This is a genomic window from Xanthobacter autotrophicus ATCC 700552 (assembly GCF_043194565.1).
GTDB classification, from domain to species: Bacteria; Pseudomonadota; Alphaproteobacteria; order Rhizobiales; family Xanthobacteraceae; genus Xanthobacter; species Xanthobacter autotrophicus_F.
This window is the reverse complement of record NZ_JBAFVS010000028.1, coordinates 35,350-59,786: the sequence shown is the minus strand read 5'-3', so window position 1 is coordinate 59,786 and position 24,437 is coordinate 35,350. Positions and strand designations below refer to the sequence as shown.

The following is a 24,437-nucleotide window of genomic DNA, read 5'->3' as shown; positions in this document are numbered from 1 at the left end:
ACTTAAGACATCACGGCAATGAGCCCTTAGCGCACGTGCCGGCCGGTGAGGGCGAAGCAGAAGGCGTCGAGCAGGTCTGCTTCCTGCTCCTTCAGCACCCCGTCGGCGCTGATGACGCGCATGCCCGCGCGCAGCAGAGTGGCGATGGCCTCGGTGCCGCTCTCGAACAATGTGTCCAGGGCGAACTCCACCGCCTCCACCGTGGGGCGCAGGCGGGCCACATAGGCGGCGAGCCGCTCACGCTCGGCGCCGGTGAGGTCGAGGTCCTCCGCCGCGCAGGCGCGCTCGCAGAAGAACACGATCTCCTCCACCTCCGCGGCGCCCACCTCCCGGTCGGCGCGGGCCAGCGCCGCCAAGAGCGTCACCCCGGCCTTGCGGATGATGGCGCGGATGCGGTCCCAGCGCACGTCCGCGTCTTCCTGCGCCGGCACCAGGACGGCGTCCTTGGGCCAGAGAAAGCCGAAGGTCTCGTAGAAGAAGCGGACCAGCGGCTCGCGCTTCATCCCGTCGAGGTCGGTGACGGCGGTGATGCGATCCACCCGGAACGACCGCGCCGCCTGTCGCTCGTGGCATTTGGCGATGAGGATGGGCACGCCGTCCACATTGCGCTGCACCGCCCAGACCGAAATGCGGCGATGGCTGGCATTGCCCGCATGGTCCACATAATCGATGGCGAAGGCCTGCCCGTCCGCCGGGTCGTGATCCTCCGGCGCCTCGGCGGCCAGCGCGTCGTGCGGGTCGTCGTGGGGCACGCTGAGCCGGTCCGCGTGGGCATAGAAGGGCGCGCCCAGAAGCTCCACGCGATCGAGGAGGAAGGACTTGAGCGAGGTGATGGCGTTCATGGGCGGCTCGCGGATTCCGGCCGGACGTTCCGTGTCCGCATCCTTGATAGCCGGCAGACGAGCGCCGATAAAGCGCCATTCCACATCCCGCCGCGCGCCGCACCTACCCGCGTAGGGGAGGGGGAGGCCGGTGCCTCCGCCTTTGACTATTCCTCCCTCAGGCGCCGGGCGGGCTGGACGCGCGGTTCAGTCCCACGCCGGGGCCAGCCCCTCGGGGCTGACGATGCGTCCGTCGGGACGGGCGAGGGCGGAAATGGCCGCCATCTCAGCGTCGGTGAGCGCGAAGTCGAAGATGGCGGCGTTCTCGGCGGCGCGGGCCTCGCTCACGGTCTTGGAGAGGGCGACGAAACCCTCCTGCTGCACCACCCAGCGCAGCACCACCTGCGCCACCGTGCGCCCATGGGCGGCGGCGATCTCCTTCAGCACCGGCTCGGCGAAGACCTTGCCGTCCGCCATGGCGTAATAGGCGGTGATGGCAAGCCCGGCGGCGCGGGCGGCGGTGATCACCTTCGACTGGTCGATGAAGGGGTGCAGCTCGATCTGGTTGGTCACGAGCGGCCCATCGGACAGGGCAATCGCCTGCGCCATCAGCGCGGTGTTGAAGTTGGACACGCCCATGTGGCGCACCTTGCCGGCGGCCCGCACCGCATTGAGGCCGCCGATCTGCTCGGCCAAAGGCACCGCCGGGTTGGGCCAGTGCAGCAGCAGCAGGTCCACATAGTCGGTCCTCAGCTTCTTCAGGCTCTCGTCCACGGAGGCGAGGAAGGCGTCGTGGGCATAGGCGGTCACCCACACCTTGGTGGTGAGGAAGATGTCGCCCCGCTTCACCCCCGATGACGCGATGCCCTCGCCCACCTCGGCCTCGTTGCCGTAGATCTGCGCGGTGTCGATGTGGCGGAAGCCGAGCTTCAGGGCCGCCGGCACCATGCGCAGGGTGTCGGCGGCGGAGACGCGGAAGGTGCCGAAGCCGAGGGCGGGGATCTCAGCCCCATTGGCGGTGACGGTGTGCATGATCTTTCCCTTCGTTCAGACGGGGCAGGCGACGGCGCGGGCGCGGTTGTCGAGGGCGGCACTCCACAGCGTCAGGCCCAGCGCGCCGGCGACCATGAGGGCGCCCACCACCGGGGTGGCGCCGAGGCCGAGGGGCGAGGCCACCACCAGCCCGCCGATCCACGCCCCGAGCGCGATGCCCAGGTTGAACGCGGCGATGTTGAGGGCGGACGCCGTATCCACCGCCCCCGGACGATAGCGCTTGGCCAGTTCCACCACATAGATCTGCAGCCCCGGCACATTGGCGAACGACAGGAAGCCCAGCGCCGCCAGCGTCACCAGCGTAAGCACCGGAGAGGACGCGGTGAAGAAGAATACCACCAGCACCAGCGCCTGAAGCGCGAACAGGAGGGTGAGCGCCTTCACCGGATCGCGGTCGGCGATGCGCCCGCCGGAGAGGTTCCCCACCGCGATGGCGAGGCCGTAGAGGATGAGGATAAGGCTGACTTGGGAGGCGGCAAAGCCGGTGACGGTCTCAAGGATGGCGGCAAGATAGGTGAAGGCCACGAAGGTGCCGCCATAGCCCAGCGCGGTCATGCCGAACACCAGCAGCAGCCGGCCCGAGCCCAGCACCCGCACCTGATCGAGCAGGGAGGCGGCCGGCGCCTTGCGGATGTTGGACGGCAGCAGCAGCGCGATGGCGGCAAAGGCGATGATGCCGAGGCCGGCCACGCCCCAGAAGGTGGCGCGCCAGCCGAAGCTCTGGCCGATGAAGGTGCCGAGCGGCACGCCGGTGACGATGGCCACCGTCAGCCCCATGAACATGAGGGCGATGGCCGAGGCGCGGCGGTTCTCTGGCACAAGGTCGGCGGCGATGGTGGCGCCCACCGAGAAGAACACCCCATGGGCGAAGGCGGAGAGCACCCGCGCCACCAGCAGCCATTCGTAGGTGGGGCTGAGCGCGGCGGCGGTGTTGCCGGCGATGAACAGGGCCATTAGGGCGAGCAGCAGCGGCTTGCGGGCCATGCCGCCGGTGAGCGCGGTGAGCACCGGTGCGCCGAAGGTGACGCCCAGCGCATAGACGCTCACGATCAGCCCAGCGATGGGCAGGGTGATGTGAAGGTCGCTGGCCACCGTGGGCAAAAGCCCGACGATAACGAATTCCGTGGTGCCGATGGCATAGGCGGCGATGGTGAGGGCATAGAGCGCAAGGGGCATGGCAAGGTCCTTCGGGGCCGGCGGCTTGATGGAAACCGGCGCCGGGGCTCGGTGGTGTCCGGGTTTGAAAGACTGTTGATTCGACCGGGCGCCGCAGAACCCTCTCCCGCTTGCGGGGGAGGGCAGGGAGGGGGGAGGGGCTTCTCCTTTCAGTCCGCCGCGGGGGACTTATTCGGATGACTGCCCCCTCCCCAACCCTCCCCCGCAAGCGGGAGAGGGGGCGACGGTGTCTCATTTCAAACCGGGACAGCACCCGAACCCGGCGCCGCCTTGCACTGCAACATGAGCGCCCTTGTGCTTTTACTGAACCGCCTCTTATGTAAAAGCAGCTTTGAATTTCATTCACAGGTCGAGACGAGGCGCACCCCTTGGACAATCGCGCGGGCGAGATGGTGGTGTTCGTGGCGGCGGCGGAGACGCAGGGCTTCTCGGCGGCCGGCCGCAAGCTCGGCCTTTCTCCTTCCGCCGTCAGCAAGCTGGTCAGCCGCATCGAGGACCGGCTGGGCACGCCCTTGTTCGTGCGCTCCACCCGGCAATTGCAGCTCACCGCCGAGGGTGCGCTCTATCTGGATCGGGCGCGGCGCATCCTCGCCGAGATCGATGAGACCGAGCGCCTGATCGCCACCGGCGCCGGCGCCGTGCCGCGGGGCCGGCTGCGCATCAGCGCCTCGGTGGCGTTCGGCGAAATGTGCGTGCTGCCGCATGTGCCGCGCTTCCTTGAGCTCTACCCGCAGGTGGAGCTGGATATTTCCCTGAGCGACGCCGTCATCGACCTGGTGGACGAGCGCACCGACATCGCCATCCGCACCGGGCGGCTGCGCGATTCCACCCTGAAGGCGAAGAAGCTGTTCGAGATCGGCCGCGTCATCGTGGCCTCGCCCGCCTATCTGGAGCGCCACGGCGTGCCGCAGCACCCGCAGGACCTCGCCCGGCACCTGTGCCTGTGCTTCAACTTCCGCCGCTCTCCGGAGGACTGGCCGTTCCGCGATCCGCAGGACGGACGGCTCTTCACCCAGGCGGTCTCGGGCACCGCGCTGGGCAACAGCGGCGTGGTGCTGCGCCGGTTCGCCCTTGATGGGGCGGGGCTGGCGCGCCTCGGCCGCTATCATGTGCGGGGCGACATGGCGGCCGGAACGCTGGTGCCCGTGCTGGAGGATTTCAACGCCGGCGACATCGAGCCGATCCACGCGGTCTATGTGGGCCATGCCCACCTCGCCGCCCGCATCCGCGCCTTCGTGGACTTCCTCGCCGCCGCCATCCGGCAGGAGCCGGACGGCACCACGGAAGGTTAGACGGGGGCTTCGGCGGCCGGCTCCAGGTCCAGCGCATCGCGCAGCAGCAGGGCAATGTGGCGGGCCTTGCGGCCACTGCCATGCTCGATCTGGTGGCGGCAGGAAAAGCCGTTGGCGATGAGCGGCGCGTCTTCGGGCGCCGCGCGCATGGCGGGCAGCAAGGCGAGTTCCGCCATCCGCATGGAGACGTCGTAATGCTCCGCCTCCAGCCCGAAGCTGCCGGCCATGCCGCAGCAGCTGGTCTCCACGATGTCGTAGGAGAAGCCGGGGATGAAGCCGAGCACCTTGCGCGTCGCCTTCATCACCCCGAACGCCTTCTGGTGGCAGTGGCCGTGCAGCACCGCCCTGGGGCCGGGCAGGGGCTTCAGCCGCATGCGCAGGCCCTTGTTCTGGTGCTCGCGGGCGAGGAACTCCTCCAGCAGGAACAATTGCTTGCCCAGCGCCCCCACTTCCGGCCCCAGTCCAAGGCTGTACAATTCGTCGCGCAGGGACAGCAGGCAGGACGGCTCCAGCCCGATGATGGGGGTCTGCGCCGCGATCTCCTTGCGGAAGGCCGCGAGCACGCGCAGGCCCTCGCCGCGCGCCTTCTCCACCATGCCGGTGGTGAGATACGTGCGGCCGCAGCACAGGGGCCGGTCGGGCTCGGCATCGGCGGGATCGGGCCGGGCGATGCGCACGGCGTAGCCGGCGTGGGTCAGCACCGCATGGGCGGCTTCCGCCACCTCCGGCTCGAAATGGTGGCAGAAGGTGTCCACGAACAGGATCACCTCGCCGCGCGGGGCCTCTGCTTTCGGTTGCGCGACGGCCGGCGCCGCATAGGCGCGCGCCGCCGGCTCGGGGATGGCGCGGCGGGCGCTGATGCCCAGCAGTCGTTCCGCGGCCTTGGTCAGAAGCCGCGAGCGGTTGCGCAGCATGATGGCGAAGCGCAGCAGCCGGCGATGGCGGCCGGTCCATTCCGGCACCCCGCCGAACAGCCGGGTGCGCCGGGGCACGCCTTTGATCTCATGGCGCTGGGCGAGATATTCGGTCTTGATCAGCGTCATGTCCACGGCGCTGGGGCATTCCTTCTTGCAGGCCTTGCAGGACACGCACAGGTCCATGGCCGCATCGAGCCGGGGATCGGCGAAGGCGTTGGCGTCGGTGCCGTCGTTCAACGCGGCCTTGAAGGCGGCGACGCGGGCTTCCGTGGAATGGGCCGTGTCGCCGGTGATGCGGTAGCTTGGGCACATGACGCCCTTGCCGGTATTGCGACAATCGCGGCTGTGCATGCACACGGCTACCGCTTTCGCGTAATTCCCGCCGGTGGCGGGAATGCCGGAATAGGCGTCGCCGATGCCGTATGTGTCGTAAGCCGACCAGTCGAGGAAGGTTTTCATGCCGCAAGCCCCGTTCGCGCCCGCCGAAGCAAGATGCGTACCCGAGGCGAAAAGGGCCGGCTCCGGGCCGCACGAAGGGCGATGGCGCCCCGGAGCCGGTTCCACGGTGCGTCACTGGACGGCGCACGCACCGCAGCTCGGAAAAACAATGTGATGCCCCATGGCCCGTGCGCATTGCTCATGGGCCAAGCCCGCGCGGCTTGAGCGGGTCAAGCCCGCGCGGCGCCTGAGCGGTTAAAAGCGCGTGGTGAGGGTGGTGAGCCAGGCGGGGGAAGCGGCCACCAGGGCAGATTCCAGCTGCTTGTCGGCGCCGGTGAGGATCAGCAGGCCCACCAGCACCAGGACGAGGCCCAGCACCGTCTTTGCCCCCTTGCCGGCGCCCAGCAGGCGGCTGCGCCAGCGCGCCAGCGCCGGGCGGAACAGGGTGCCGAGCAGGGCCAGGGGCAGGCCGGCGCCGAGGCCGAACAGGGCCATCACCCCCGCCACCTGCGGCAGGCTCTGCCCCTGCGCCGCCAGCACCGAGGCTGCGCCAAGGGTCGGGCCGACGCAGGGGCTCCATACCGCCCCGAGCAACAGGCCCACGGCGAACTGGCCGCCGATGCCGGCGCGGGAGAAGCCGTCGAACCGGCGCGCGGCAAGGTCGCTCACCGGCCCGCCGGCAGCGGCGAGGCGGGTTTGCAGCTGCGGCACCGCGAGCACGGTGCCTACCGCCACCATCAGCAGCGCCGCGACCATGCGGAACGCCTCGCCCTCCAGGCCGATGGCATAGCCGATGGTGGCCACGAACAGCCCGATGGCGACGAAGGAGAGGGCGACGCCCGCCGCCAGCGCCACCGGCGCCAGGCGATGCTCGGCCGCCGCCGCCCCGAGCACGATGGGCAGGAGCGGCACCACGCAAGGGGAGAGCACGGAGAGGACCCCCGCCATGAAGGCGAGGGCGTAGCTGCCGAAAGCGAGGCTTTCCAGAGCCATGATCGCCTCAGATGGCGTGGGAGAGCAGGGCCTCGATGGAGCCCTTGTGGGTGTCGCCCACGGAGCGCCCGGCCTCGGTCGTGCCCTTGAAGGCGATGAGGGTGCTCTGGGAGCGCGCGTTGAAGCTCTTCACCGCATCCTTCTGGCTGTCGAAGTCCACGCGGAACACCACCATGTCCTTGAATTGCGGCTGGCTCAGCAGCTCCGACAGGATGGGCGCCTGCGCCGCGCAGACCGGGCACCAGGAAGCGTGGATCTCCACCAGGATGGGCTTGCCCGCCTGCTGGGCCGCCTGGAAGGCGGTGGGCGTGAAGGTGGTATGGGTCGGCGCGGCGAAGGCCATGGCCGACACGCCGGCGACGAGCGCGGCGCCGAGCGAGAAGGCGAGGGTGGCACGACGGGTGAACATGTGTCTAAAGCTCCACGTCCCGAAGATGGCGTCCGGCGCAGCCGCGCCGGCACGGAAGGCCCGGTCCCGCAGGGGCCGACACCGGGATTTCGCCCCAGGGCCGCCGTCGGTTACAGGCGGGTGGGGCGATCACGCCGAGGTGATGGGTCAAGGAGGACCGCCACGGGGACGTGGCCATGGGCGCGCGGCTACGGGCGCGTGGCCTGCCGTCTCGCCCGTTCACACGGCAGCGCCTTTCCGCTAGATGAGCGTGAGGCGCCGTCTGCGCTTCCTCTTTGCGTTTTGAGGCGGGTTGCCGTCCGGGCTGATGCAGCCCTCGCGGATCCGGCTCTGGCTGGCTCGAAAGGTGTGTTCCGTGACCGATCAGGTGAAGCTCGTGCTTGCTTCAGGCTCGCCCCGCCGGCTGGCGCTGCTCAATCAGGCGGGTATCGAGCCGGACCTGCTCATGCCCGCCGACGTGGACGAGACCCCCGAGCGCGGCGAGCTGCCGCGCCGCCTCGCCCAGCGCCTCTCGGAAGCCAAGGGCAAGCTGGTGGCCCAGCGGGCGAAGGACGCCGAGATGAACGCGCTGGTGCTCTCCGCCGACACGGTGGTGGCGGTGGGCCGGCGCATCCTGCCCAAGCCGGACCTGGAGGATGAGGCGGACGCCTGCCTGCGGCTGCTCTCGGGTCGCACCCACCGGGTCTATACCGGCGTGTGCCTGGTGGACGCGAAGGGCCGCGCCCACACCCGCCTGGTGGAAAGCCGGGTGCGCTTCAAGCGCCTGTCGCGGGATGAGATCGCCGATTACCTCGCCTGCGGCGAATGGCGGGGCAAGGCCGGCGGCTACGCCATCCAGGGCATTGCCGGCTCGTTCGTGGTGAAGCTGGTGGGCTCCTACAGCAATGTGGTGGGGCTGCCTCTGGCCGAAACCATCGGCCTGTTGTCGGGCCAGGGCTACGACGTGCGCGCCGGCTGGGTGGAGCGCGCCGCATGAGCGCGGACCAGCCCAGCGACGAGAAGCCCAAGGCCGGGAAGGCCGGGGCCGGGAAGGCCGGGGCAGCGAACGCGAAGAGCGGGCCGGCCAAAACCGCCCTGCCCAAAAAGGCCACCGCTCAAAAGACTGCGGCCCCGAAGACCCCGGCCCAAAAGGCCCCGGCCCAAAAGACCGCAGCCAAGGCGAGCGCTCCCAAGGCCGCCACGGACCAGGCCGCCCCGCCAAAAGCTGCAATCGCCGACGTGGCCGCCCCGGACACGCGCAGCCCAGACGCGGCTGCCGGCACACCTTCCGCCTCCGCCTATTCGGCCAAGCCGTGCCCGATCTGCTCCAAGCCGTCGGCGGAGCGCTTTCACCCGTTCTGTTCCAAGCGCTGCGCCGACGTGGATCTCCACCGCTGGCTCTCCGGCTCCTACGCCATCCCCGGCCGCCCGGACGAGGAGGAGGACGGCGAGGCCCAGGACGAAGGGTGAGGGGCCTTTCCCGCCGCCACCTTGACGCCCCCCGAGCGCCGCGCGAGGTTGCTCGCCCAAGACGGTGAGGAGCGCAGCATGGCGGCGGTGGAACGGACGGCGGACACCTACCCATCCTTCCGGACGCAGGCCCTCATTGACGGCGCCTTCGCGCCGGCCGTCTCGGGGCGCACCTTCGACGCCATCAATCCGGCCACCGGCAAGGTTCTCGCCCAGGTGGCGGCGTGTGACGCGCAGGATGTGGACCGCGCGGTGAAGGCGGCTCGCGCCGCGTTCGAGGATCGCCGCTGGGCGGGGCTGCGGCCGGTAGAGCGCAAGCGCATCCTCCAGCGGTTCGCCGAGCTGATCCGCGCCCATCGCGACGAGCTGGCACTCACCGAAACCCTCAACATGGGCAAGCCCATCGCCGATGCGCGCTCGGTCGACGTGCGCGCGGCGGCGGACTGCTTCGCCTATTACGGCGAGTGCTGCGACAAGGTCTATGGCGAGGTGGCGCCCACCACCGCCGATCAGCTCGCTTTGGTGCTGCGCGAGCCCTTGGGCGTGGTGGGCTGCGTGACGCCGTGGAACTTCCCCATGATCATGGCCGCCTGGAAGGTGGCGCCGGCGCTGGCCATGGGCAATAGCGTGGTGCTGAAGCCGGCGGAGGAAAGCCCCCTCACGGCGCTTCGCCTCGGCGAGCTGGCGCTGGAGGCGGGGGTTCCGGCGGGGGTGTTCAACGTGGTGCCGGGCCTCGGCGTGGAGGCGGGCAAGGCGCTGGGCCTGCACATGGACGTGGACGCCATCGCCTTCACCGGCTCCACCGAGGTGGGGCGCTATTTCCTGCGCTATTCCGCCGACAGCAACCTCAAGCGGGTCTTCCTCGAGCTGGGCGGCAAGACCGCCTTCGTGGTGGCCCACGACGTTCCCGACCTCGACGAGGTGGCGCAGGCGGTGGCCTCCGGCATCTTCTTCAACCAGGGCGAAATGTGCACGGCGGCCTCGCGGCTGCTGGTGGACAACCGCATCCGCGCGGAGCTTGTCGCCCGCGTGGCGGCGCTGGCCCCGCGCTGGATGCCGGGAGATCCGCAGGACCCCGCGGCCCGCGCCGGCGCGGTGGTGAGCTTTGAGCATCAGGGCCGCATCCTTGCCGCCATCGCGGAGGGGATCGCCTCCGGCGCGCGGCTGGTCACCGGCGGCACGGCGGTGCGGCAGGACACCGGCGGCGCCTTCGTGGCACCCACCGTGTTCGATGGCGTGGCACCCTCATCCGCGCTGGCGCAGAAGGAGATCTTCGGCCCCGTGCTCTCGGTGATCGGCTTCGACGGGCTGGAAGAGGCGGTGAGTATCGCCAACGGCACCGTCTACGGCCTCGGCGCGGCGGTGTGGAGCGGTGATCTGGCCGCCGCGCACAAGGTCGCCCGGCGCTTCAAGGCCGGCATCGTCTATGTGAACTGCTTCGACGCCGACGACATCACCACCCCGTTCGGTGGCGTGAAGCAATCCGGCTTCGGGCGCGACAAGTCCTTGCACGCGCTCGACAAATATTGTGATCTGAAGACGGTGTGGACGCGGCTTTAGGGGCTGCCTCCTGTCACGACGCCCACCGTTCCCCGGACCAGCGACACCGCAGGTGGAGCGCCGATCCGGGGCCCAGCGCAAAACTCCTGCGCAGCAGGCAAAACCCTAAGGATGCTCCGGGAAAGAGCCGCCTTCGGCGCAGTCTTGCGCTGGACCCCGGCTCTCCTTCCACTGCGCTGCGCTTCGTTGCAGTCGGCCGGGGCGCGAGGACGCGGCGTTTGTCGCGAGTTGGCTCAGGGTGTGGACGCGGCTTTAGGGGCTGCCTCCTGTCACGACGCCCACCGTTCCCCGGACCAGCGGCACCGCAGGTGGTGCGCCGATCCGGGGCCCAGCGCAAAACTCCTGCGCAGCAGGCAAAACCCTAAGGATGCTGCGGAAGAGAGCCGCCTTCGGCGCAGTCTTGCGCTGGACCCCGGCTCTCCTTCCACTGCGCTGCGCTTCGTTGCAGTCGGCCGGGGCGCGAGGACGCGCCCCCAACCTCGACCGTTAGCCCCTCACGCCCGCTCCAGCAGAAAGACGTGCTCCATCGCCGGGCACTGGCCCTTGAGGCCGCCGGAAACCGGAACCGCCTCGATCTCCGCCACCATATAGTCGGCGCCATACAGCGCGCGGGTCTCCGCCGGCTCCACGGAAAAGGGCGGGCCGGCCACCAGCGATTGGTCATAGGCGTAGCAGACGAGCAGTTGCGGGGCGCCCTCCGTCAGCGCCACGAGGTGGGGGGCGTAGCGGGCGCGCATGTCCTTCGGCAGGGCCACCAGGGCGGCGCGGTCCCACACCGCATCCACCGGGCCGAGGGTGTCGCGGGTGAGCGCGAAGATGTCGCCCTGCAGGATGTCGAGGCCGGGGGCGCTGAAGCGCGTGAGTGCGCCGTCCGCCGTCACCTCAGGCGCGACGCCCAGCTCGGCGAACAGCTCTTCCACCGCGATGCGGCTCAGCTCGGCGCCGACCACCTGAAATCCCTCGCCCAGCAGCCAGGCGATATCCCGCGTCTTGCCGCACAGGGGCACGAACACGCGGCCGCCCGGACCCACGGGGAGGCGGGAAAAATGCGTCACCAGGAAGGCGTTGGCCTTGCCCTCGTGAAAGCCGATCTGCTTGCCCTCCCACCGCGCCCGCCAGAAATCCGCTTCCATCCGCAGCTCCCCTTGCCTTCATCCAGTCAGATCGCCCAAGCGGGCCATTTGCGCAAGCGTGCAGCACATATGGGCGCGGCCATGCTTTCGCGATATGACTTTCCACACAGTCCTTGCGTGGTCCTCACCGGAGCAGCCCATCGTGACATCCGCCCCCCTCTCGAACTCGACGGCCCACTGGCGCGCGCTGGATGCGGCGCACCACCTCCACCCCTTCTCCGATACCAAGGCGCTGAACGCCGAGGGGGTGCGGGTCATCACGCGGGCGGAAGGGGTCTATGTGTTCGACAGCGAGGGCAACAGGATCCTCGATGGCATGTCGGGCCTGTGGTGCTCTCAAGTCGGGCATGGGCGCAAGTCCATCGTGGATGCCATCGCCCAGCAGCTCCACCAGCTCGATTATTACAACACCTTCTTCAAGACCACCCATCCCGGCGCGGCGGAACTGGCCGCCGCCATCTCGGAGGTGGCGCCGGCGCACATGAACCATGTGTTCTTCACCTCCGGCGGCTCGGAGGCGGTGGACACGGTGCTGCGCATGGTGCGCCACTATTGGGCGGCGCTGGGCAAGCCGGAAAAGTCCATCTTCATCTCGCGCCGCAACGGCTATCACGGCTCCACCCTCGGCGGGGCCTCGCTGGGCGGCATGAAGCCCATGCACGCGCAGGGCGGCCTGCCCATTCCCGGCATCATCCATGTGGCGCAGCCCTATTGGTGGGCCGAGGGCGGGGAGATGGGCCGCGATGAGTTCGGCCTCTACGCCGCCCGCGAGGTGGCCCGCGCCATCGACGAGGCGGGGCCGGAAAACGTGGCCGCCTTCATCGGCGAGCCCATCCAGGGGGCGGGCGGCGTGGTGATCCCGCCGGCCAATTACTGGCCGGAAGTGGAGAAGATCTGCCGCGAGCGTGATGTTCTTCTGGTATGCGACGAGGTCATCTGCGGGTTCGGGCGCACCGGCCGCTGGTTCGGCTCCGATTACATGGGTGTGAAGCCGGACCTCATGACCTTCGCCAAGGGCATCACCTCCGGCTACTTCCCCCTCGGCGGTGTGATCGTCGGCGACAAGGTGGCCGAAGGCTTCATCGAGCACGGCGGCGACTTCAACCACGGCTTCACCTATTCGGGCCATCCCGGCGGCTGCGCGGCGGCGCTTGCCAACCTCAAGATCATGCACGAGGAAAAGCTGGTGGAGCGGGTGCGCACCGACATCGGGCCGTACCTGCAAGAGCGCTGGCTGAAGCTCGCCGAGCATCCCCTGGTGGGCGAGGCGCGCATGGTGGGCCTCATCGGCGCGCTGGAGCTGACGCCGGAAAAGGCCACCCGCGCGGCGTTCGCGGCGGAAGAGGGCACGGTGGGCCTGATCTGCCGCGATTTCTCGTTCCGCGAGGGGCTGGTGATGCGCGCGGTGCGCGACGGCATGATCCTCGCCCCGCCCTTCACCCTCTCCCACGAGGAGGCGGACGAACTGGTGGCCATCGTCTGGCGGGTGCTGGACCTCACCTATGCCGAATTGCACAAGCGCGGGATGATGGTGCCGGTGCCACGGGTTCCGGCGCGCGCGGTCCAAGCTTCGGTGTAGTTGAGAAAAACCTCATGCCCCGCTCCGGGGCATGAGGCTGGAGGTCCCCCTCACGCCACCGGCTTGCTCTCCGCGAAGCCGGGGCAGGCGGCGGCGAAGGCTTCGTACCAGGCGACAAGCCTGAGATGGTCCGCCCGCCACTTGCCCTCGAAGCGGAAATCGAACCAGCCGAGCGCGCAGGCGAGTGCGATGTCGCCCACCGTGATGGTACCGTCGAAGGGGGCGGCATCGGCCTCGAAGGCGGCGAGGGCGCGAGTTCGCTTGCCCTCCTGATGGTCCAGCCACTTGGGCTCGTGCTTCTCCGCCGGGCGGAAGCGGGCCTCATAGAGCAGCAGGATGCCGGCATCCATCATGCCGTCCGCCAGCGCTTCCTTGCGCAGGGCGGCGATGCGCGCCTTGGGGTCGAGGGGCAGGATGCGGCCGCTGCCGGCGAGAAAGTCGAGATAGGCGAGGATCACCGAGGAATCGAACAGCACCTCGCCCTCGTCGGTGAGCAGGGCGGGCACCTTGCCGAGCGGATTCTGCCGACGCAGGGTATCGTTCGGGTCCAGCGTGTCGGCGGGCTCGATCTCGAGGGTCTGGCCGAGGATCGCGGCGGCGATGCGCACCTTGCGCACGAACGGCGAGGTGGCGGAAAAGCGCAGCAGCATGGGGGCAGGTCCGGGGCTGAGAAGGGACCTTTCAGATAGCGCGGGGTCCGCTGCGCCGGAAGTCAAAACCCGCAGCGCATGTCATCAACGGCGTGAATGGGTGAGCGTGCAGCGCGCGGGGCCTCACCCGCCCGGCGTGAGCCATGACACGCGGGCGCGGCCCTGCCCGTCGCGCGCCAGCAGCGGGGCGAGGGCGTTGAGGATGGTGCGCATCTCGTCCGCCAAAGTGAACGGCGGATTGACGATGATGAGCCCGGACCCCGACAGGGTGTCGAGGCTGCGCACGGTGGCGAAATCCAGCTCCACCCGCAGCGTCTTGGGCAGGCCGAGGCGGGCCACGTCGCGGCGGAAGGCATCCACCGCCTTGAGGTCCTTGATGGGATACCACAGCATGATGATGCCGGTGGCAAAGCGCTGGGTGGCGGCCTCAAGTCCCGTCACCAGGCGCTGGAACTCGCCCGGCTCCTCGAACGGTGGGTCCACCAGCACCAGCCCGCGCCGCTCGCGGGGCGGCAGATGGGCGGCGATCCCCTGCCAGCCGTCCTGGGGCAGGATCTTCACCCGGGGGTCCTCGCCCACGCGCTTTTCCAGCTTGGCCCGCTCTTCCTTGTGCAGTTCGCAGAACAGGAAGCGGTCCTGCGGGCGCGACAGGGCGAGCGCCAGCGCGGGGGAGCCGGGATAAAGCCGGCGGCCGCCGGCGCGGGTGGCGCGCACGGCATCGAGATAAGGTGCAAGCAGGGCTGCGGCGGGCTTGGGCAGGGTGCCGGCGAGGTCGGCGGCCAGCACCGCCTCGATGCCGGTATCTGCTTCCAGCGTGCGCTGGGCGTTGGCGCCGTCCAGGTCGTAGAGGCCGGCGCCGGCGTGGGTGTCCAGCACCCGGTAGGCGTTTTCCTTCTTGTTCAGATAGGCGAGCACGCGGGCAAGGGCGGCGTGCTTCATCACGTCGGCGGGGTTCCCCGCATGGAACGAATGGCGGTAGTTCATGGGTTTGGACTGATCCGCCTCATCTGCCGCTGCGCACGGGCGGCATCACCATGCGCGACAGGCGGCAGGCGCGCCGGTCCACGTCGGGGCAGGCGCGGAAGGCGAGGTCCTGGCTGAGGCAGACCCGCACCTCGGTCAGCCGCCGCCGGTCGCATTGCACCGAGAACATGTCGGACGACAGGCCGGGATTGGCGGTGCGGAAGGCGCTTTCCACCTCGGAGGGCGCGACCATGCGGTAGTCGTCGAGGCGGGTGAACTCGGCGGGGATCACCACCTTGTCCCGTGCCGCGCGCACGAGGTCGAAATAGGCCTGCGGCGGAAGGCCGGAGCAGGTGCCGTGCTTCTTCCACTCATAGATGACGAGCCCCCGGCTCGGCATCACGTCCAGCATGGAATTCACCAGCGGGTTGGGCACGTAGGGGGCGGGGCGCTGGCAGTTTTCGGGAAAGCCGCGCTCATATTGCGGCCACAGGCCGTGCACCACGAAGGCATAGGGGCGGGTGCGGCTGCACTGGGGCTCGTTGTCCGCCTTCGGGCCCTTGTCCTCGCAATAGGTGGGGGACCAGGAGAGGGACAGCACGTAGAAATCGAAGCGGCCGGGCGCATGGTCCTGCGCCGCCGCCGGCCCCGTCAAGACCGCGACGAGCGCAGAGCAGAGCAGGCCGGCGACAAGACCGCTGGCGAAGGCGACGAGGGTGCGCCTCACGGACCCGCCATCTTGCAGGACGGCGCATAGGCATAGCTGCGGTCGAGGCCTACCACGCACCAGTCCACGCCCCAGCTGGCGCCGATGAAGCCGCCGTCCTCGATGATGGAATAATAGATGGCGCGCTTGCGGGCGTCGTTGGTGAACACGGTGCCCCTGCAGAAGCGGCGCGGCTGGTATTCCGGTCCCCACGGGCGGAAGGCGATCTCGCGCACCTTCTCGAAGCCGGTGATGGCGAGGGCCGAGGACCAGTACATGCGCTCGGTCTCGGCGAATCGGCTGGCGATGAGGTCGAGGGCCTGCTGATCCTCGCAGGCCGGCACGACGCCGGAATAATTGGGGCCGGAAAGCCAGAAATTCTTTTCCAGAAGGCTCGCCGCACCGGCGCCGGAGGCTCCGCCCATGGTCAGGAGCGCAAGCCCCACCACGGCTGCCGCAGCCTTCACCGCGCCTGATGCCGCCGCGAGGGACATCGCGCGCTTCGCCTTCGCCGCTGCGCTCCGCGCCCGATAAAGCATGGTCCTCTCCACTTCAGGCCCCCCGCCCATGTCGGGCGAACTTGACGGGGGACGATGCGGCGGCGTTTTCGCCCGGTCAAGGACACGGCGGCAACACCTTGCCAGAAAATGAACGCAGGGCGCCTGTCGTGCTCCCGCCGGAATGATGCGGCATGCTCCTTCCTGAATTTAGAGGGCGATTCACCGGGCAAATGGGTTCAACTTGCCCGGGTCGCGCTCAAACTCCGACTCACCGTCCGCCGGCCCACCGGGAGGGTTCATGTCGCAGTCCCGCTTTGCCAGCATGCCGTCTCCCGCACCGCCCGCCGCCGTCGCGGCGCCGCGCTTCGCATCCGGCCGGGAGGCGGCGCTGGATCTGAGGCCGGACCAGCCGGTCTATTGCTTCCGCCCCCATGTGCTGGCGGCCGACGCGAAAGCCTTCCTCGACGCCTTTCCCGGCAAGACCGCCTATGCGGTGAAGACCAATGGCGAGCCCATGGTGCTGGATGTGCTGGCCAGGGCTGGCATTGCCGCCTTCGACGTGGCCAGCCCCGCCGAGTTCGCCGCCGCCCGCGCCGCCGCGCCGGGGGCGGAGCTGCTCTACATGCATCCGGTGAAGGCCCAGTCGGACATCCGCCTCGCGCTCGAGCACTACCGCATCCGCGCCACCGCCCTCGACCACGAGGACGAGGTGGCCAAGATCGTGCGCATGGTGCGGGCGCTGGATCTCGACCCGGAAGACCTCACCTTGTTCGTGCGCATCGCCTCCAAGGGGGATGCGGCCTACGAGCTGTCCAAGAAATTCGGCGCGGCGCCGGGCCATGCGGCGGAACTGCTCCAGCGCATCCACGGCCTGGGCATCAAATGCGGCCTGTGCTTCCATGTGGGCAGCCAGGTGGAGGACCCCGACACCTATGCCCGCGCGGTGGCGGTGGCAGCCGAGGTGCGCGCCGCGGCGGGGGTGCCCATCGTCGCCCTCGACGTGGGCGGCGGCTTTCCCGCCACCTATGCCCAGAACCCGCGTCGCCCGGCGCCGCCCATGCCGCCGCTGGCCGAGATCATCTCAGGTCTCATGGGCGCGGTGGAGCGCCATGGCTTTGCCGGCACCCCGCTGGTGGCCGAGCCGGGACGGGTGATCGTGGCCCGCGCCTTCTCGGTCATCGTGCGGGTGCTCTTGAAGAAGGGCCAGCGGCTCTACATCAATGACGGGATCTGGTCGTCCCTGTCCGATTCGTGGACCGGCAAGATCCTCCTGCCGGTGCGTCACATTCCCGATCCGGCCCGCCGCCGGCGGCCGGGGCGGGGCGCATCAGGCAGCGGGCGCATTGAGCCGTTCCGCATCTATGGCGCCACCTGCGACAGCGTGGACGTGTTGTCGCGCCCCTTCTACCTGCCCGAGAGTGTGGACACCGGCGACTGGATCGAGATCGGCCACATCGGCGCCTATTCCCTGTCCCTGCGCACCCGCTTCAACGGGTTCTATCCGGACACTTTCGTGGAGGTGGAGACCCCCTTCGAGGCGGGCGACGCGCCGGAGGGCTTCGCCGAGCCTGAGCGCCGCGGGGGCGTGGAGGAGTGATCTTGAATTTGTAGTTGCCCATGCCGGCGCACCGTCCGAACCCGAAACGGTGATCGAGAACACGGTCGTTTGAATTGCCCCAAAGGGGCGCCGCCGCGATCCTCCGCCGCCATTGGAGGATACACAGCATGCTTATTCGACGCCGACGGGGCTGGGAAATTCCCGAATCAGCAGCGACGCCGGAGGGGATCTACCTCTCCCGCCGGGAGCTGATGGGCGCGGGCGCGATGATGGTGGCGGCCGGCCTTGCGGGACCCGCGGCGGCCCAGCGCGTCGGCGACCTGCCGGACCCCTCGGCCAGCCTTTACCCGGCGCCGCAGAACCCGCGCTACACCCTGGAGCGGCCGGTGACGCCGGAGGCTAAGTCCAGCACAGTCAACAATTATTACGAATTCAGCTACGCCAAGAACGTCGCCCCCTCCATGGGCCGCTTCGAGCGCCGGCCGTGGCTGGTGAAGATCGACGGGCTGGTGGACAACCCGCAGGAACTGGGCATCGACGACCTGCTCAAGAAGGTGCAACTGGAGGAACGTCTCTATCGCCACCGCTGCGTGGAGGCCTGGTCTATGGCGGTGCCGTGGACCGGCTTTGCCATGAAGGATCTGGTGGCGCTGGCGGGTCCCAAGGCGGGCGCGAAATATGTGCGGATGGAGACCTTCCTGAACCCGAAGGTCGCGCCCAATCAAAAGGATTTCCGCTATCCGTGGCCCTATGTGGAGGGCCTGACCCTGGCCGAGGCGACCAACGAGCTGGCCTTTCTGGTCACCGGCGTCTACGGCAAGCCGGCGCCGGGCCAGTTCGGCGCGCCGCTGCGGCTGGTCACGCCCTGGAAGTATGGGTTCAAATCCATCAAGGGCATCGTCCGCTTCACCTTCACGGACAAGCAGCCGCTGAGCTTCTGGGAGGAGGTGCAGGGCGCCGAATATGGCTTCTGGGCCAATGTGAACCCCAAGGTGCCGCATCCGCGCTGGAGCCAGGCGACCGAGGAAGACATCGCCACCGGCAACCGCCGCCCCACCGAGCTTTTCAACGGCTACGGCGCATTCGTCGCCGGTCTCTATGCCGGCCGGGAGACGGAAAAGATCTGGTTTTGAAGGAGATTCGCACACATTCCCCAGCCTCACTGGGGGATGTGCGCGGAGGGGGCGAGCGTGAGTGTGGCGCCGGTGATGGAGACGCTGAGGCCGCTGTCGGAGGAGATGCTGACGGGCTGCAGCGTCACCTGGCGGGTGGCATCCTGCGAGGCCAGCATGTTGGCCGAGAAGCCCGGGCCCAGGGAGAAGCCGGTGGACAGGCCCACATAGGTGCCGGCCAGCGCCCCCGGATCCACCTTCGGCCCAGTGGCGAGCACCGCCCACAGCATGCTGGCCTGATCGGAGATGCCGAAATCGAGGCCGACCCGGTCGAGGGTGCCCGCATAATAATGGTTCATCCCCATGGAGGGGCGAAACTCGCAGCGCACTTTCCGGGTGGAGCCGAAGCCGTAGGCGGTGGCGAACTCGCCCCGGCATTCCAGCAGCCCGGCGGAGACCTGCGGCATGGTCGCGCCCGCCAGTGCCCCGCAAGAAATCGCGACGCAAGAAAATGCGACGCAGGAAATTGCGGCGCAACGGATCGCGACGCAGGACGACGCAGCAGTAGCGCCCGGAGCCATCAGCCGGGCGAGAAAATGAGACATTCCGGACCCCCGCAACAAGGTCGACGCGTCAGACCGCCCGCGCGATCCGACAAAGGTCAATCTGGCGCCCAAGATCCGACTTTTTCGTGAAGCGAGGCAAGGCGCTGTCGAAAAAGGCAGCGCCTTGCCGGAAAAGGCCCTGCGGACCTCAGTTGGGGAGCAGCACCAGGGTGAGGTCGGCAACGCCGGCGGCGATGTCCGCCCCGACCATGCCTTCCACCGAGACGGTCTGCAGGGCGATCTGGTTGCTGGAGCCGCCGAGCAGGATGTTGGTGCCGCCGCCGATGGTCCAGGCCGCATCCACCGAGACGCCCACATAGCTGCCGGCGATGTCGCTGGGCGCCACGGTCGCGGACGGGGCGAACACCGCCCAGGCGAGGGTGTCGGCAGCCAGCGCGCCGATGTCGATGCCGAAGCGCGCGATGGTGCCCTTGTAGCGGGACTTCACCATATAGGGCTGCACGCTGGTGTCACGGAACTCGCAGCCCATCTCGCGCAGGGACCCGAGGATGAAGCCGATGGACGGCGCCACCTTGCACACCAGCATGCCCGACTGGACCTTGGGCGTGATCGGGGCGGGCGGCGTCTGGGCGGTTGCCGGCACGGCGGCGAGAGCGAGGACGAAAGCGGATACGGCGGCGAAGGAAGCGCGCATGAGGACCCCCGGGTTGCGGCGTGCGCAGAGGTACGGTGGGCGCGATCGGCGTGCAACCGCCTTGCGCAGGGGCATGGCGCGGTCGGGAAAATGGCGCAGCGGGCGTGCCCGTAACGCGTTGGGGCACCATGAAAACGAATGCACCCCCGACCATCGGCCGGGGGTGCATTGTCGGTCTTAAGGCTGCGCAACGATCGCGGCGGAACGCGCTTTTCGGCACGCCTCGCCGCGGGCGCGGCCGAATCAGCGCAGGGTCAGGTCGGCAACGCCGAGGGCGAGGTTGACGCCGGTCTGGCCTTCAACGGAGAGCGGCTGCAGCGCGATGGTGTTGGACGAACCGCCCACCAGCACGTTGGCGCCGAGACCCACGCCGAACGCGGCGTTGCTGGAGGCGCCCACATAGGTGCCGCGCAGGGCGCCGCGGCCGACCACGGCGGTGGGGGCGAAGACGGCCCAAACCATGCGGCCGGAGGTGCTGAAGCCGAGGTCGATGCCGAAGCGGCGGGTCACGCCCTGGTAGGTGCCGGCCTGGGCGCTGCGCGAGGACGGCAGGAAGCTGCAGCTCATCTCACGCACGGAGCCGAGGACGAAGCTCACGTTCGGCGCGAGGTTGCAGCTCAGCGTGCCCACCTGGACGCGAGACTGGGCGGACGCAGGCACGGCGCCGACGGAGAGAAGGGCGGCAGCCGCGAGGCCGGCCTTGAGAACAGTCTTCATGATGTCGTTCCTCCTGTGGGAAGCGGGCGGGTTGATCCCTGCACCCGACGACGGCGAAGCCTTAGCCCAGACCTCACTGCTGCGCCAACGCTTCAAACGGGCACAAGTTCCTTTTTTTCCAATCCTGTGCCGGCTTTCAGTTCAGGGAGCCGCAGAAGCGCTGGATGCGCCGGCAGGCTTCCTCAAGGTCCGACGTGGCGGTGGCATAGGAGATACGGAATGCCGGGGCGAGGCCGAACGCCGAGCCATGCACCACGGCAACGCCTTCCGCCTCCAGCAGTTGGGTGGCGAAGTCTTCGTCCGTCGCGATGGTGACGCCGCCGGGCGTGGTCTTGCCGATGGTGCCGGCGCACGACGGGAACACGTAGAAGGCGCCTTCCGGCTTGGGGCAGTTAAGGCCCTTCGCCTGGTTCAGCATGGACACCACCAGGTCGCGGCGTTCCTTGAACACCGCGTTGTTGGCGGCGATGAAGTCCTGCGGCCCGTCCAGCGCCTCCAGTGCCGCCCACTGGGCGATGGAGGAGGGGTTGGAGGTGGACTGGGACTGCAGCGTGCCCATGGCCTTGATGAGCGCTTCGGGGCCGGCGGCATAGCCGATACGCCAGCCGGTCATGCAATAGGCCTTCGACACGCCGTTCATGGTCAGCGTGCGGTTGTAGAGCCTGGGCTCCACCTGGGCGGGGGTGACGAACTTGAAGTCGTCGTAGACCAGGTGCTCATACATGTCGTCGGTGAGGATCCACACCTGGGGATACTTCACCAGCACGTCGGTGATCGCCTTCAGCTCGTCGAAGGAATAGGCCGCGCCCGAGGGGTTGGACGGCGAGTTGAAGATGAGCCACTTGGTCTTGGGGGTGATGGCGGCTTCCAGCACGTCGGGACGCAGCTTGAAGTTGTCCTCGATGGTGGTCATCACCGGCACCGGCTTGCCGCCGCAGAATTCCACGATGTCCGGATAGCTCACCCAATAGGGCGCGGGGATCAGCACCTCGTCGCCGGCATCCACCGTCGCGACCAGGGCGTTGAACAGCACCTGCTTGCCGCCGGTGCCCACCGTGACCTGCGCCGGCTTGTAGTCGAGGTCGTTCTCGCGCTTGAACTTGCGGCAGATGGCGGCCTTCAGCTCGGGAATGCCGTCCACCGCCGTGTACTTGGTCTCGCCGCGGCGGATGGCGGCGATGGCCGCTTCCTTGATGTTCTCGGGCGTGTCGAAGTCCGGCTCACCGGCGGAGAGCGCGATGATGTCCCGCCCGGCCGCCTTGAGCTCCCGCGCCTTGTTGGAGATGGCGATGGTCTGCGAGGGCTTGATGCGCTTCAGTGCGGACGAGATGAGGCTCATGGCCTTTGGGCTCCGGGCGCGCCCGGCCGCACGAGGCACAGGCGGCGCGGGCTGGGCATGTGGCAGGATCGCGGCCGGCTCCTGCCGACGCGGCGCGGACACTAGTTCAGCCGCCGCCCGCAAACAAGCAAGGATCTTGAATATTGCGGCACGCGCGCGTGATGGATCGACGCGGCGCGCGCGGCGCCCTTGCGGCAGCGCAACGCTCGGGCCACATGAAAGCGCGGCGACCAGGCTCAATCGGCGCGGTTCATGCGGCGATCCGAGTGAAATACCTTGGATTTCGGGGAGGGGACGGGTGCTGACGCTCTATTCCACCCAGGCCTCGGGCAATTCCTACAAGGTGCGCCTCATGCTGGCGCAGCTCGGCCGGCCGTTTCATCTGGTGGAGGTGGATATCTTCGCCGGCGAGAACCGCACCCCCGATTTCCGCGCCCGCAATCCGGAAGGGCGAGTGCCGCTGCTGGAGGTGGACGGGCGGTTCCTCGCGGAGTCCAATGCCATCCTGTTCTACTTGGCGGAGGGCACCCGCTTTCTGCCTGCCGATGCCTTCGATCGGGCGGAGGTGCTGCGCTGGATGTTCTTCGAGCAGCACAGCCACGAGCCCGGCATCGCCGCCGCGCGGTTCTGGCTCCGGCAGGTGCGGGGCGGGCGGGACCTGCGCACCCACGACGTGGACCGCTGGATGGAGGAGGGCTACGCCGCCCTCAGGGTGATGGAGCGCCATCTGGGCGACCGGCGCTTCTTCGTGGGCGCGACCCTCACCATCGCCGACATGGCGCTTTATGCCCACACCCACGTGGCCGAGGAAGGCGACTTCTCGCTGCAGGGTTTCCCCGCCGTGCGGGCATGGCTGGAGCGGGTTGCGGCGGAGCCCGACCATGTGGACATGGAATGGCGGCCGTCTGTCGCGGCAGCATAGCGGGGATCAATCGCGGTTCCGTGAGCGCTCGACATCATCTTGCCATGATGTGCAAAAGCCAAGCCGCTGTCACGCCACGATTCCCTTCCACTCTCGCAGGTGTCGGCGGAACTGATTCGCAAGCGTCGATGTTTGTTGGTTGCGTTCTACTTAAGCGAGATCATCATGTCCGGACGGTGTGACATGGAAGTGGGGCACTTCACCCTGGGGCGGCTTGATCGTCCGGGCGCGGGCATATCGTCGGCTGATCCGGAACTGCTTGCCCGCGCCGTGCGCGACCACAAGGTGGGCGATGCGCTTGCCCAGGCCGCTCTCACCTTCGCGCTCATGCTTGCCATCGGTGCCGTTGCCTTCGTGCTGAGCGCGGAGCATGCGGCCGCCGCCAGCCAATTCATCGTCAACGGCGTGATGGACCACTCGGTGATTTTGCTCGGGCTTGCCATGGTCGGCGCGTTCCTGCTGGTCAGCCGCCGTGCGGCGCAGCGCCTGTCCCGCGCCAGATCTCGCATCGCGGGTGATGTCGAGCCGTCCCGCCGGCCGCGCTGAGCCGGCGATGCAACTGCGCCCCGACCCTCGGTTTCACGCCCTCCCACCGAATGTGCGGGATGCGCTGGTCCGGCGCGATCAGCGTCGACGTCTTTCCTTGCCCCGTCCCGGTCGCCGCGCGGTCCTTGCTGCCCTGGCGGTCCTCGGTCTCCTTGTCGCCGGCGCCATGGCCTTCGCTGCCGAGGAGGCCGGCGCGCCCCGGCGCTTCGCCGGGGAAGCGGTGCGGGTGGTGCCCTTTGCCGAGGGGCTGGAGCATCCCTGGGCCATCGCCTTCCTGCCCGACGGCCGCCTCCTCGTGACCGAGCGGGAGGGGCGCCTGCGCGTGGTGGACAGGTCCGGACAGCTGATGCCGCCCATCGCCGGCGTGCCCCAGGTGGCGGCGCGGGGGCAGGGCGGCTTGCTGGACGTGGCGCTGGACCCCGCCTTCGCCACCAATCGCCTCGTCTATCTGAGCTATTCCGAGCCGCGCCCGGACGGCGCCGCCACCTCCGTGGCGCGCGGGCGCCTGTCGGAGGACTTCAGCAAACTCAGCGACCTGCAGGTGATCTTCCGCCAGCAGCCCGGCCATTCCGGCGGTAACCATTTCGGCTCGCGCCTGGTGTTCGCGCCGGATGGCATGCTGTTCGTGACGCTGGGCGATCGCTTCGACCTGATGGACAAGGCGCAGGACCTCTCCACCACCCTCGGCAAGGTGGTGCGCATCGCCCCCGACGGCTCGATCCCGGCGGACAATCCGTTCCGCGATCGTCCCGGCGCGCGGCCGGAAATCTTCAGCTATGGGCACCGCAACGTGCAGGCGGGCGTCATCGAGCCCGCCACCGGCCGGCTGTGGACCGTGGAGCACGGCCCGCGCGGCGGTGACGAGGTGAACCGGCCGGAGGCGGGCAAGAACTACGGCTGGCCCGTCATCGCCTATGGCCGGCACTATTCCGGCGCCAAGATCGGCGTCGGCACGCGCAAGGAGGGCATGGAGCAGCCCCTGTTCTATTGGGACCCCTCCATCGCCCCGTCGGGCGCCGCTTTCTATTCCGCTGATCTCCTGCCCGCCTTCAGGGGCCAGCTTTTCGTCGGCGCGCTGGCGGGGCAGGCGCTGGTGGAGGTGAAGATCCGCGACGGCGCCGTCACCGGCGAGGAGCGCCTTGCGCTGGGCAAGCGCATCCGCGACGTGCGGCAGGGGCCGGACGGGGCGCTGTGGCTCGCCACCGACGACACCGGCGAGATCCTGCGCGTGGTGCCCGCCGCCGGCAAATGACTGCCCCCAAATGATGGCCACTGACAGGATTCCCTTGGGTCCGCATCACCCCTAACATCGGGTCGCCGATGGCGTCGGGCTTTGCGTGGCCG

Annotated in this window: 26 protein-coding genes; 11 read left to right on the top strand and 15 right to left on the bottom strand. The window is 68.9% G+C overall.

Annotation, left to right across the window (positions count from 1 at the left end; genetic code table 11):
• Positions 1-26 precede the first annotated feature (26 nt).
• The 3 genes from V5F48_RS21565 to V5F48_RS21555 form a co-directional block, all read right to left on the bottom strand.
• Entirely contained in the window at positions 27-842 is an 816-nt protein-coding gene (locus tag V5F48_RS21565) for a WYL domain-containing protein (RefSeq protein WP_394260282.1), read from the bottom strand.
• A 186-nt stretch (positions 843-1,028) separates the two neighbouring features.
• Complete coding sequence (locus tag V5F48_RS21560) at positions 1,029-1,853, bottom strand: aldo/keto reductase (RefSeq protein WP_394260281.1); 825 nt, start codon at positions 1,851-1,853, stop codon at positions 1,029-1,031.
• A gap of 15 nt (positions 1,854-1,868) precedes the next feature.
• On the bottom strand, positions 1,869-3,050 hold the full coding sequence (locus tag V5F48_RS21555) for an MFS transporter (RefSeq protein ID WP_394260280.1): 1,182 nt from the start codon (positions 3,048-3,050) through the stop codon (positions 1,869-1,871).
• Positions 3,051-3,418: 368 nt separating this feature from the next.
• Here V5F48_RS21555 and V5F48_RS21550 point away from each other — a divergent pair, with 368 nt between their 5' ends.
• Positions 3,419-4,342: a LysR family transcriptional regulator gene (locus tag V5F48_RS21550; RefSeq protein WP_394260279.1), complete on the top strand. Its 924-nt coding sequence runs from the start codon at positions 3,419-3,421 to the stop codon at positions 4,340-4,342.
• Here V5F48_RS21550 and V5F48_RS21545 read toward each other — a convergent pair.
• The 3 genes from V5F48_RS21545 to V5F48_RS21535 all read right to left on the bottom strand — a co-directional run bounded on the left by V5F48_RS21545 (position 4,339) and on the right by V5F48_RS21535 (position 7,099).
• Positions 4,339-5,718 (bottom strand): (Fe-S)-binding protein, encoded by a 1,380-nt coding sequence (locus V5F48_RS21545; protein ID WP_394260278.1) that lies wholly within the window; start codon positions 5,716-5,718, stop codon positions 4,339-4,341. The two genes, V5F48_RS21550 and V5F48_RS21545, sit on opposite strands and share 4 nt — an antisense overlap.
• Before the next feature lie 234 nt (positions 5,719-5,952).
• Complete coding sequence (locus tag V5F48_RS21540; RefSeq protein WP_394260277.1) at positions 5,953-6,690, bottom strand: cytochrome c biogenesis CcdA family protein; 738 nt, start codon at positions 6,688-6,690, stop codon at positions 5,953-5,955.
• A 7-nt stretch (positions 6,691-6,697) separates the two neighbouring features.
• Positions 6,698-7,099 (bottom strand): thioredoxin family protein, encoded by a 402-nt coding sequence (locus V5F48_RS21535; protein WP_394260276.1) that lies wholly within the window; start codon positions 7,097-7,099, stop codon positions 6,698-6,700.
• A 355-nt stretch (positions 7,100-7,454) separates the two neighbouring features.
• On the opposite strand from V5F48_RS21535, the gene V5F48_RS21530 reads away from it, so the two are divergent.
• The 3 genes from V5F48_RS21530 to V5F48_RS21520 all read left to right on the top strand — a co-directional run bounded on the left by V5F48_RS21530 (position 7,455) and on the right by V5F48_RS21520 (position 10,108).
• Entirely contained in the window at positions 7,455-8,075 is a 621-nt protein-coding gene (locus V5F48_RS21530) for a Maf-like protein (protein ID WP_394111327.1), read from the top strand.
• 242 nt (positions 8,076-8,317) lie between these two features.
• The gene (yacG, locus tag V5F48_RS21525) at positions 8,318-8,548 is read left to right on the top strand and encodes a DNA gyrase inhibitor YacG (protein WP_394260288.1); all 231 of its coding nucleotides are present in this window, start codon (positions 8,318-8,320) and stop codon (positions 8,546-8,548) included.
• Positions 8,549-8,626: 78 nt separating this feature from the next.
• Entirely contained in the window at positions 8,627-10,108 is a 1,482-nt protein-coding gene (locus V5F48_RS21520; RefSeq protein WP_394260275.1) for an aldehyde dehydrogenase, read from the top strand.
• 494 nt (positions 10,109-10,602) lie between these two features.
• Here V5F48_RS21520 and tmpT read toward each other — a convergent pair whose 3' ends face one another.
• Positions 10,603-11,241, bottom strand: coding sequence for a thiopurine S-methyltransferase (gene tmpT / locus V5F48_RS21515; RefSeq protein WP_394260274.1), 639 nt, complete (start codon positions 11,239-11,241; stop codon positions 10,603-10,605).
• 142 nt (positions 11,242-11,383) lie between these two features.
• On the opposite strand from tmpT, the gene V5F48_RS21510 reads away from it, so the two are divergent.
• On the top strand, positions 11,384-12,820 hold the full coding sequence (locus V5F48_RS21510; RefSeq protein WP_394260273.1) for an aspartate aminotransferase family protein: 1,437 nt from the start codon (positions 11,384-11,386) through the stop codon (positions 12,818-12,820).
• A 50-nt stretch (positions 12,821-12,870) separates the two neighbouring features.
• On the opposite strand, the gene V5F48_RS21505 is transcribed toward V5F48_RS21510, so the two are convergent.
• The 4 genes from V5F48_RS21505 to V5F48_RS21490 all read right to left on the bottom strand — a co-directional run bounded on the left by V5F48_RS21505 (position 12,871) and on the right by V5F48_RS21490 (position 15,678).
• Positions 12,871-13,470: a glutathione S-transferase N-terminal domain-containing protein gene (locus V5F48_RS21505; RefSeq protein WP_394260272.1), complete on the bottom strand. Its 600-nt coding sequence runs from the start codon at positions 13,468-13,470 to the stop codon at positions 12,871-12,873.
• 123 nt (positions 13,471-13,593) lie between these two features.
• Positions 13,594-14,454, bottom strand: coding sequence for a 23S rRNA (adenine(2030)-N(6))-methyltransferase RlmJ (locus V5F48_RS21500; RefSeq protein ID WP_394260271.1), 861 nt, complete (start codon positions 14,452-14,454; stop codon positions 13,594-13,596).
• Positions 14,455-14,473: 19 nt separating this feature from the next.
• Complete coding sequence (locus V5F48_RS21495; protein ID WP_394260270.1) at positions 14,474-15,160, bottom strand: ribonuclease T2 family protein; 687 nt, start codon at positions 15,158-15,160, stop codon at positions 14,474-14,476.
• Positions 15,157-15,678: a hypothetical protein gene (locus tag V5F48_RS21490; protein ID WP_394260269.1), complete on the bottom strand. Its 522-nt coding sequence runs from the start codon at positions 15,676-15,678 to the stop codon at positions 15,157-15,159. Before V5F48_RS21490 ends, V5F48_RS21495 begins: the two co-directional genes overlap by 4 nt.
• 283 nt (positions 15,679-15,961) lie before the next feature.
• Between V5F48_RS21490 and V5F48_RS21485 the strand changes: the two genes are divergently transcribed.
• Both V5F48_RS21485 and msrP read left to right on the top strand, forming a co-directional pair.
• Positions 15,962-17,236 carry a type III PLP-dependent enzyme domain-containing protein gene (locus V5F48_RS21485; protein WP_394260287.1) on the top strand — a complete coding sequence of 425 codons (1,275 nt, stop codon included), beginning with the start codon at positions 15,962-15,964 and terminating at the stop codon, positions 17,234-17,236.
• A 128-nt stretch (positions 17,237-17,364) separates the two neighbouring features.
• Positions 17,365-18,330: a protein-methionine-sulfoxide reductase catalytic subunit MsrP gene (gene msrP / locus V5F48_RS21480; protein ID WP_394260268.1), complete on the top strand. Its 966-nt coding sequence runs from the start codon at positions 17,365-17,367 to the stop codon at positions 18,328-18,330.
• Positions 18,331-18,356: 26 nt separating this feature from the next.
• On the opposite strand, the gene V5F48_RS21475 is transcribed toward msrP, so the two are convergent.
• Entirely contained in the window at positions 18,357-18,776 is a 420-nt protein-coding gene (locus tag V5F48_RS21475; protein WP_394111340.1) for a DUF992 domain-containing protein, read from the bottom strand.
• On the opposite strand from V5F48_RS21475, the gene V5F48_RS21470 reads away from it, so the two are divergent.
• On the top strand, positions 18,775-18,909 hold the full coding sequence (locus tag V5F48_RS21470) for a hypothetical protein (protein ID WP_394260267.1): 135 nt from the start codon (positions 18,775-18,777) through the stop codon (positions 18,907-18,909). The two genes, V5F48_RS21475 and V5F48_RS21470, sit on opposite strands and share 2 nt — an antisense overlap.
• 153 nt (positions 18,910-19,062) lie before the next feature.
• Here V5F48_RS21470 and V5F48_RS21465 read toward each other — a convergent pair whose 3' ends face one another.
• From V5F48_RS21465 to V5F48_RS21455, 3 genes are all read right to left on the bottom strand, one after another.
• Positions 19,063-19,569, bottom strand: a complete 507-nt coding sequence (locus V5F48_RS21465) for a DUF992 domain-containing protein (protein ID WP_394111342.1) — start codon at positions 19,567-19,569, stop codon at positions 19,063-19,065.
• A 243-nt stretch (positions 19,570-19,812) separates the two neighbouring features.
• Positions 19,813-20,286 carry a DUF992 domain-containing protein gene (locus V5F48_RS21460; RefSeq protein ID WP_394260266.1) on the bottom strand — a complete coding sequence of 158 codons (474 nt, stop codon included), beginning with the start codon at positions 20,284-20,286 and terminating at the stop codon, positions 19,813-19,815.
• Positions 20,287-20,422: 136 nt separating this feature from the next.
• Complete coding sequence (locus V5F48_RS21455; protein ID WP_394111344.1) at positions 20,423-21,625, bottom strand: pyridoxal phosphate-dependent aminotransferase; 1,203 nt, start codon at positions 21,623-21,625, stop codon at positions 20,423-20,425.
• 298 nt (positions 21,626-21,923) lie between these two features.
• Here V5F48_RS21455 and V5F48_RS21450 point away from each other — a divergent pair, with 298 nt between their 5' ends.
• The 3 genes from V5F48_RS21450 (at position 21,924) to V5F48_RS21440 (ending at position 24,345) form a co-directional block, all read left to right on the top strand.
• Positions 21,924-22,547, top strand: a complete 624-nt coding sequence (locus V5F48_RS21450) for a glutathione S-transferase family protein (protein WP_394260265.1) — start codon at positions 21,924-21,926, stop codon at positions 22,545-22,547.
• 99 nt (positions 22,548-22,646) lie between these two features.
• Complete coding sequence (locus V5F48_RS21445) at positions 22,647-23,093, top strand: hypothetical protein (protein WP_394260264.1); 447 nt, start codon at positions 22,647-22,649, stop codon at positions 23,091-23,093.
• A 97-nt stretch (positions 23,094-23,190) separates the two neighbouring features.
• Positions 23,191-24,345, top strand: a complete 1,155-nt coding sequence (locus V5F48_RS21440; RefSeq protein WP_394260263.1) for a PQQ-dependent sugar dehydrogenase — start codon at positions 23,191-23,193, stop codon at positions 24,343-24,345.
• Positions 24,346-24,437 lie beyond the last annotated feature (92 nt).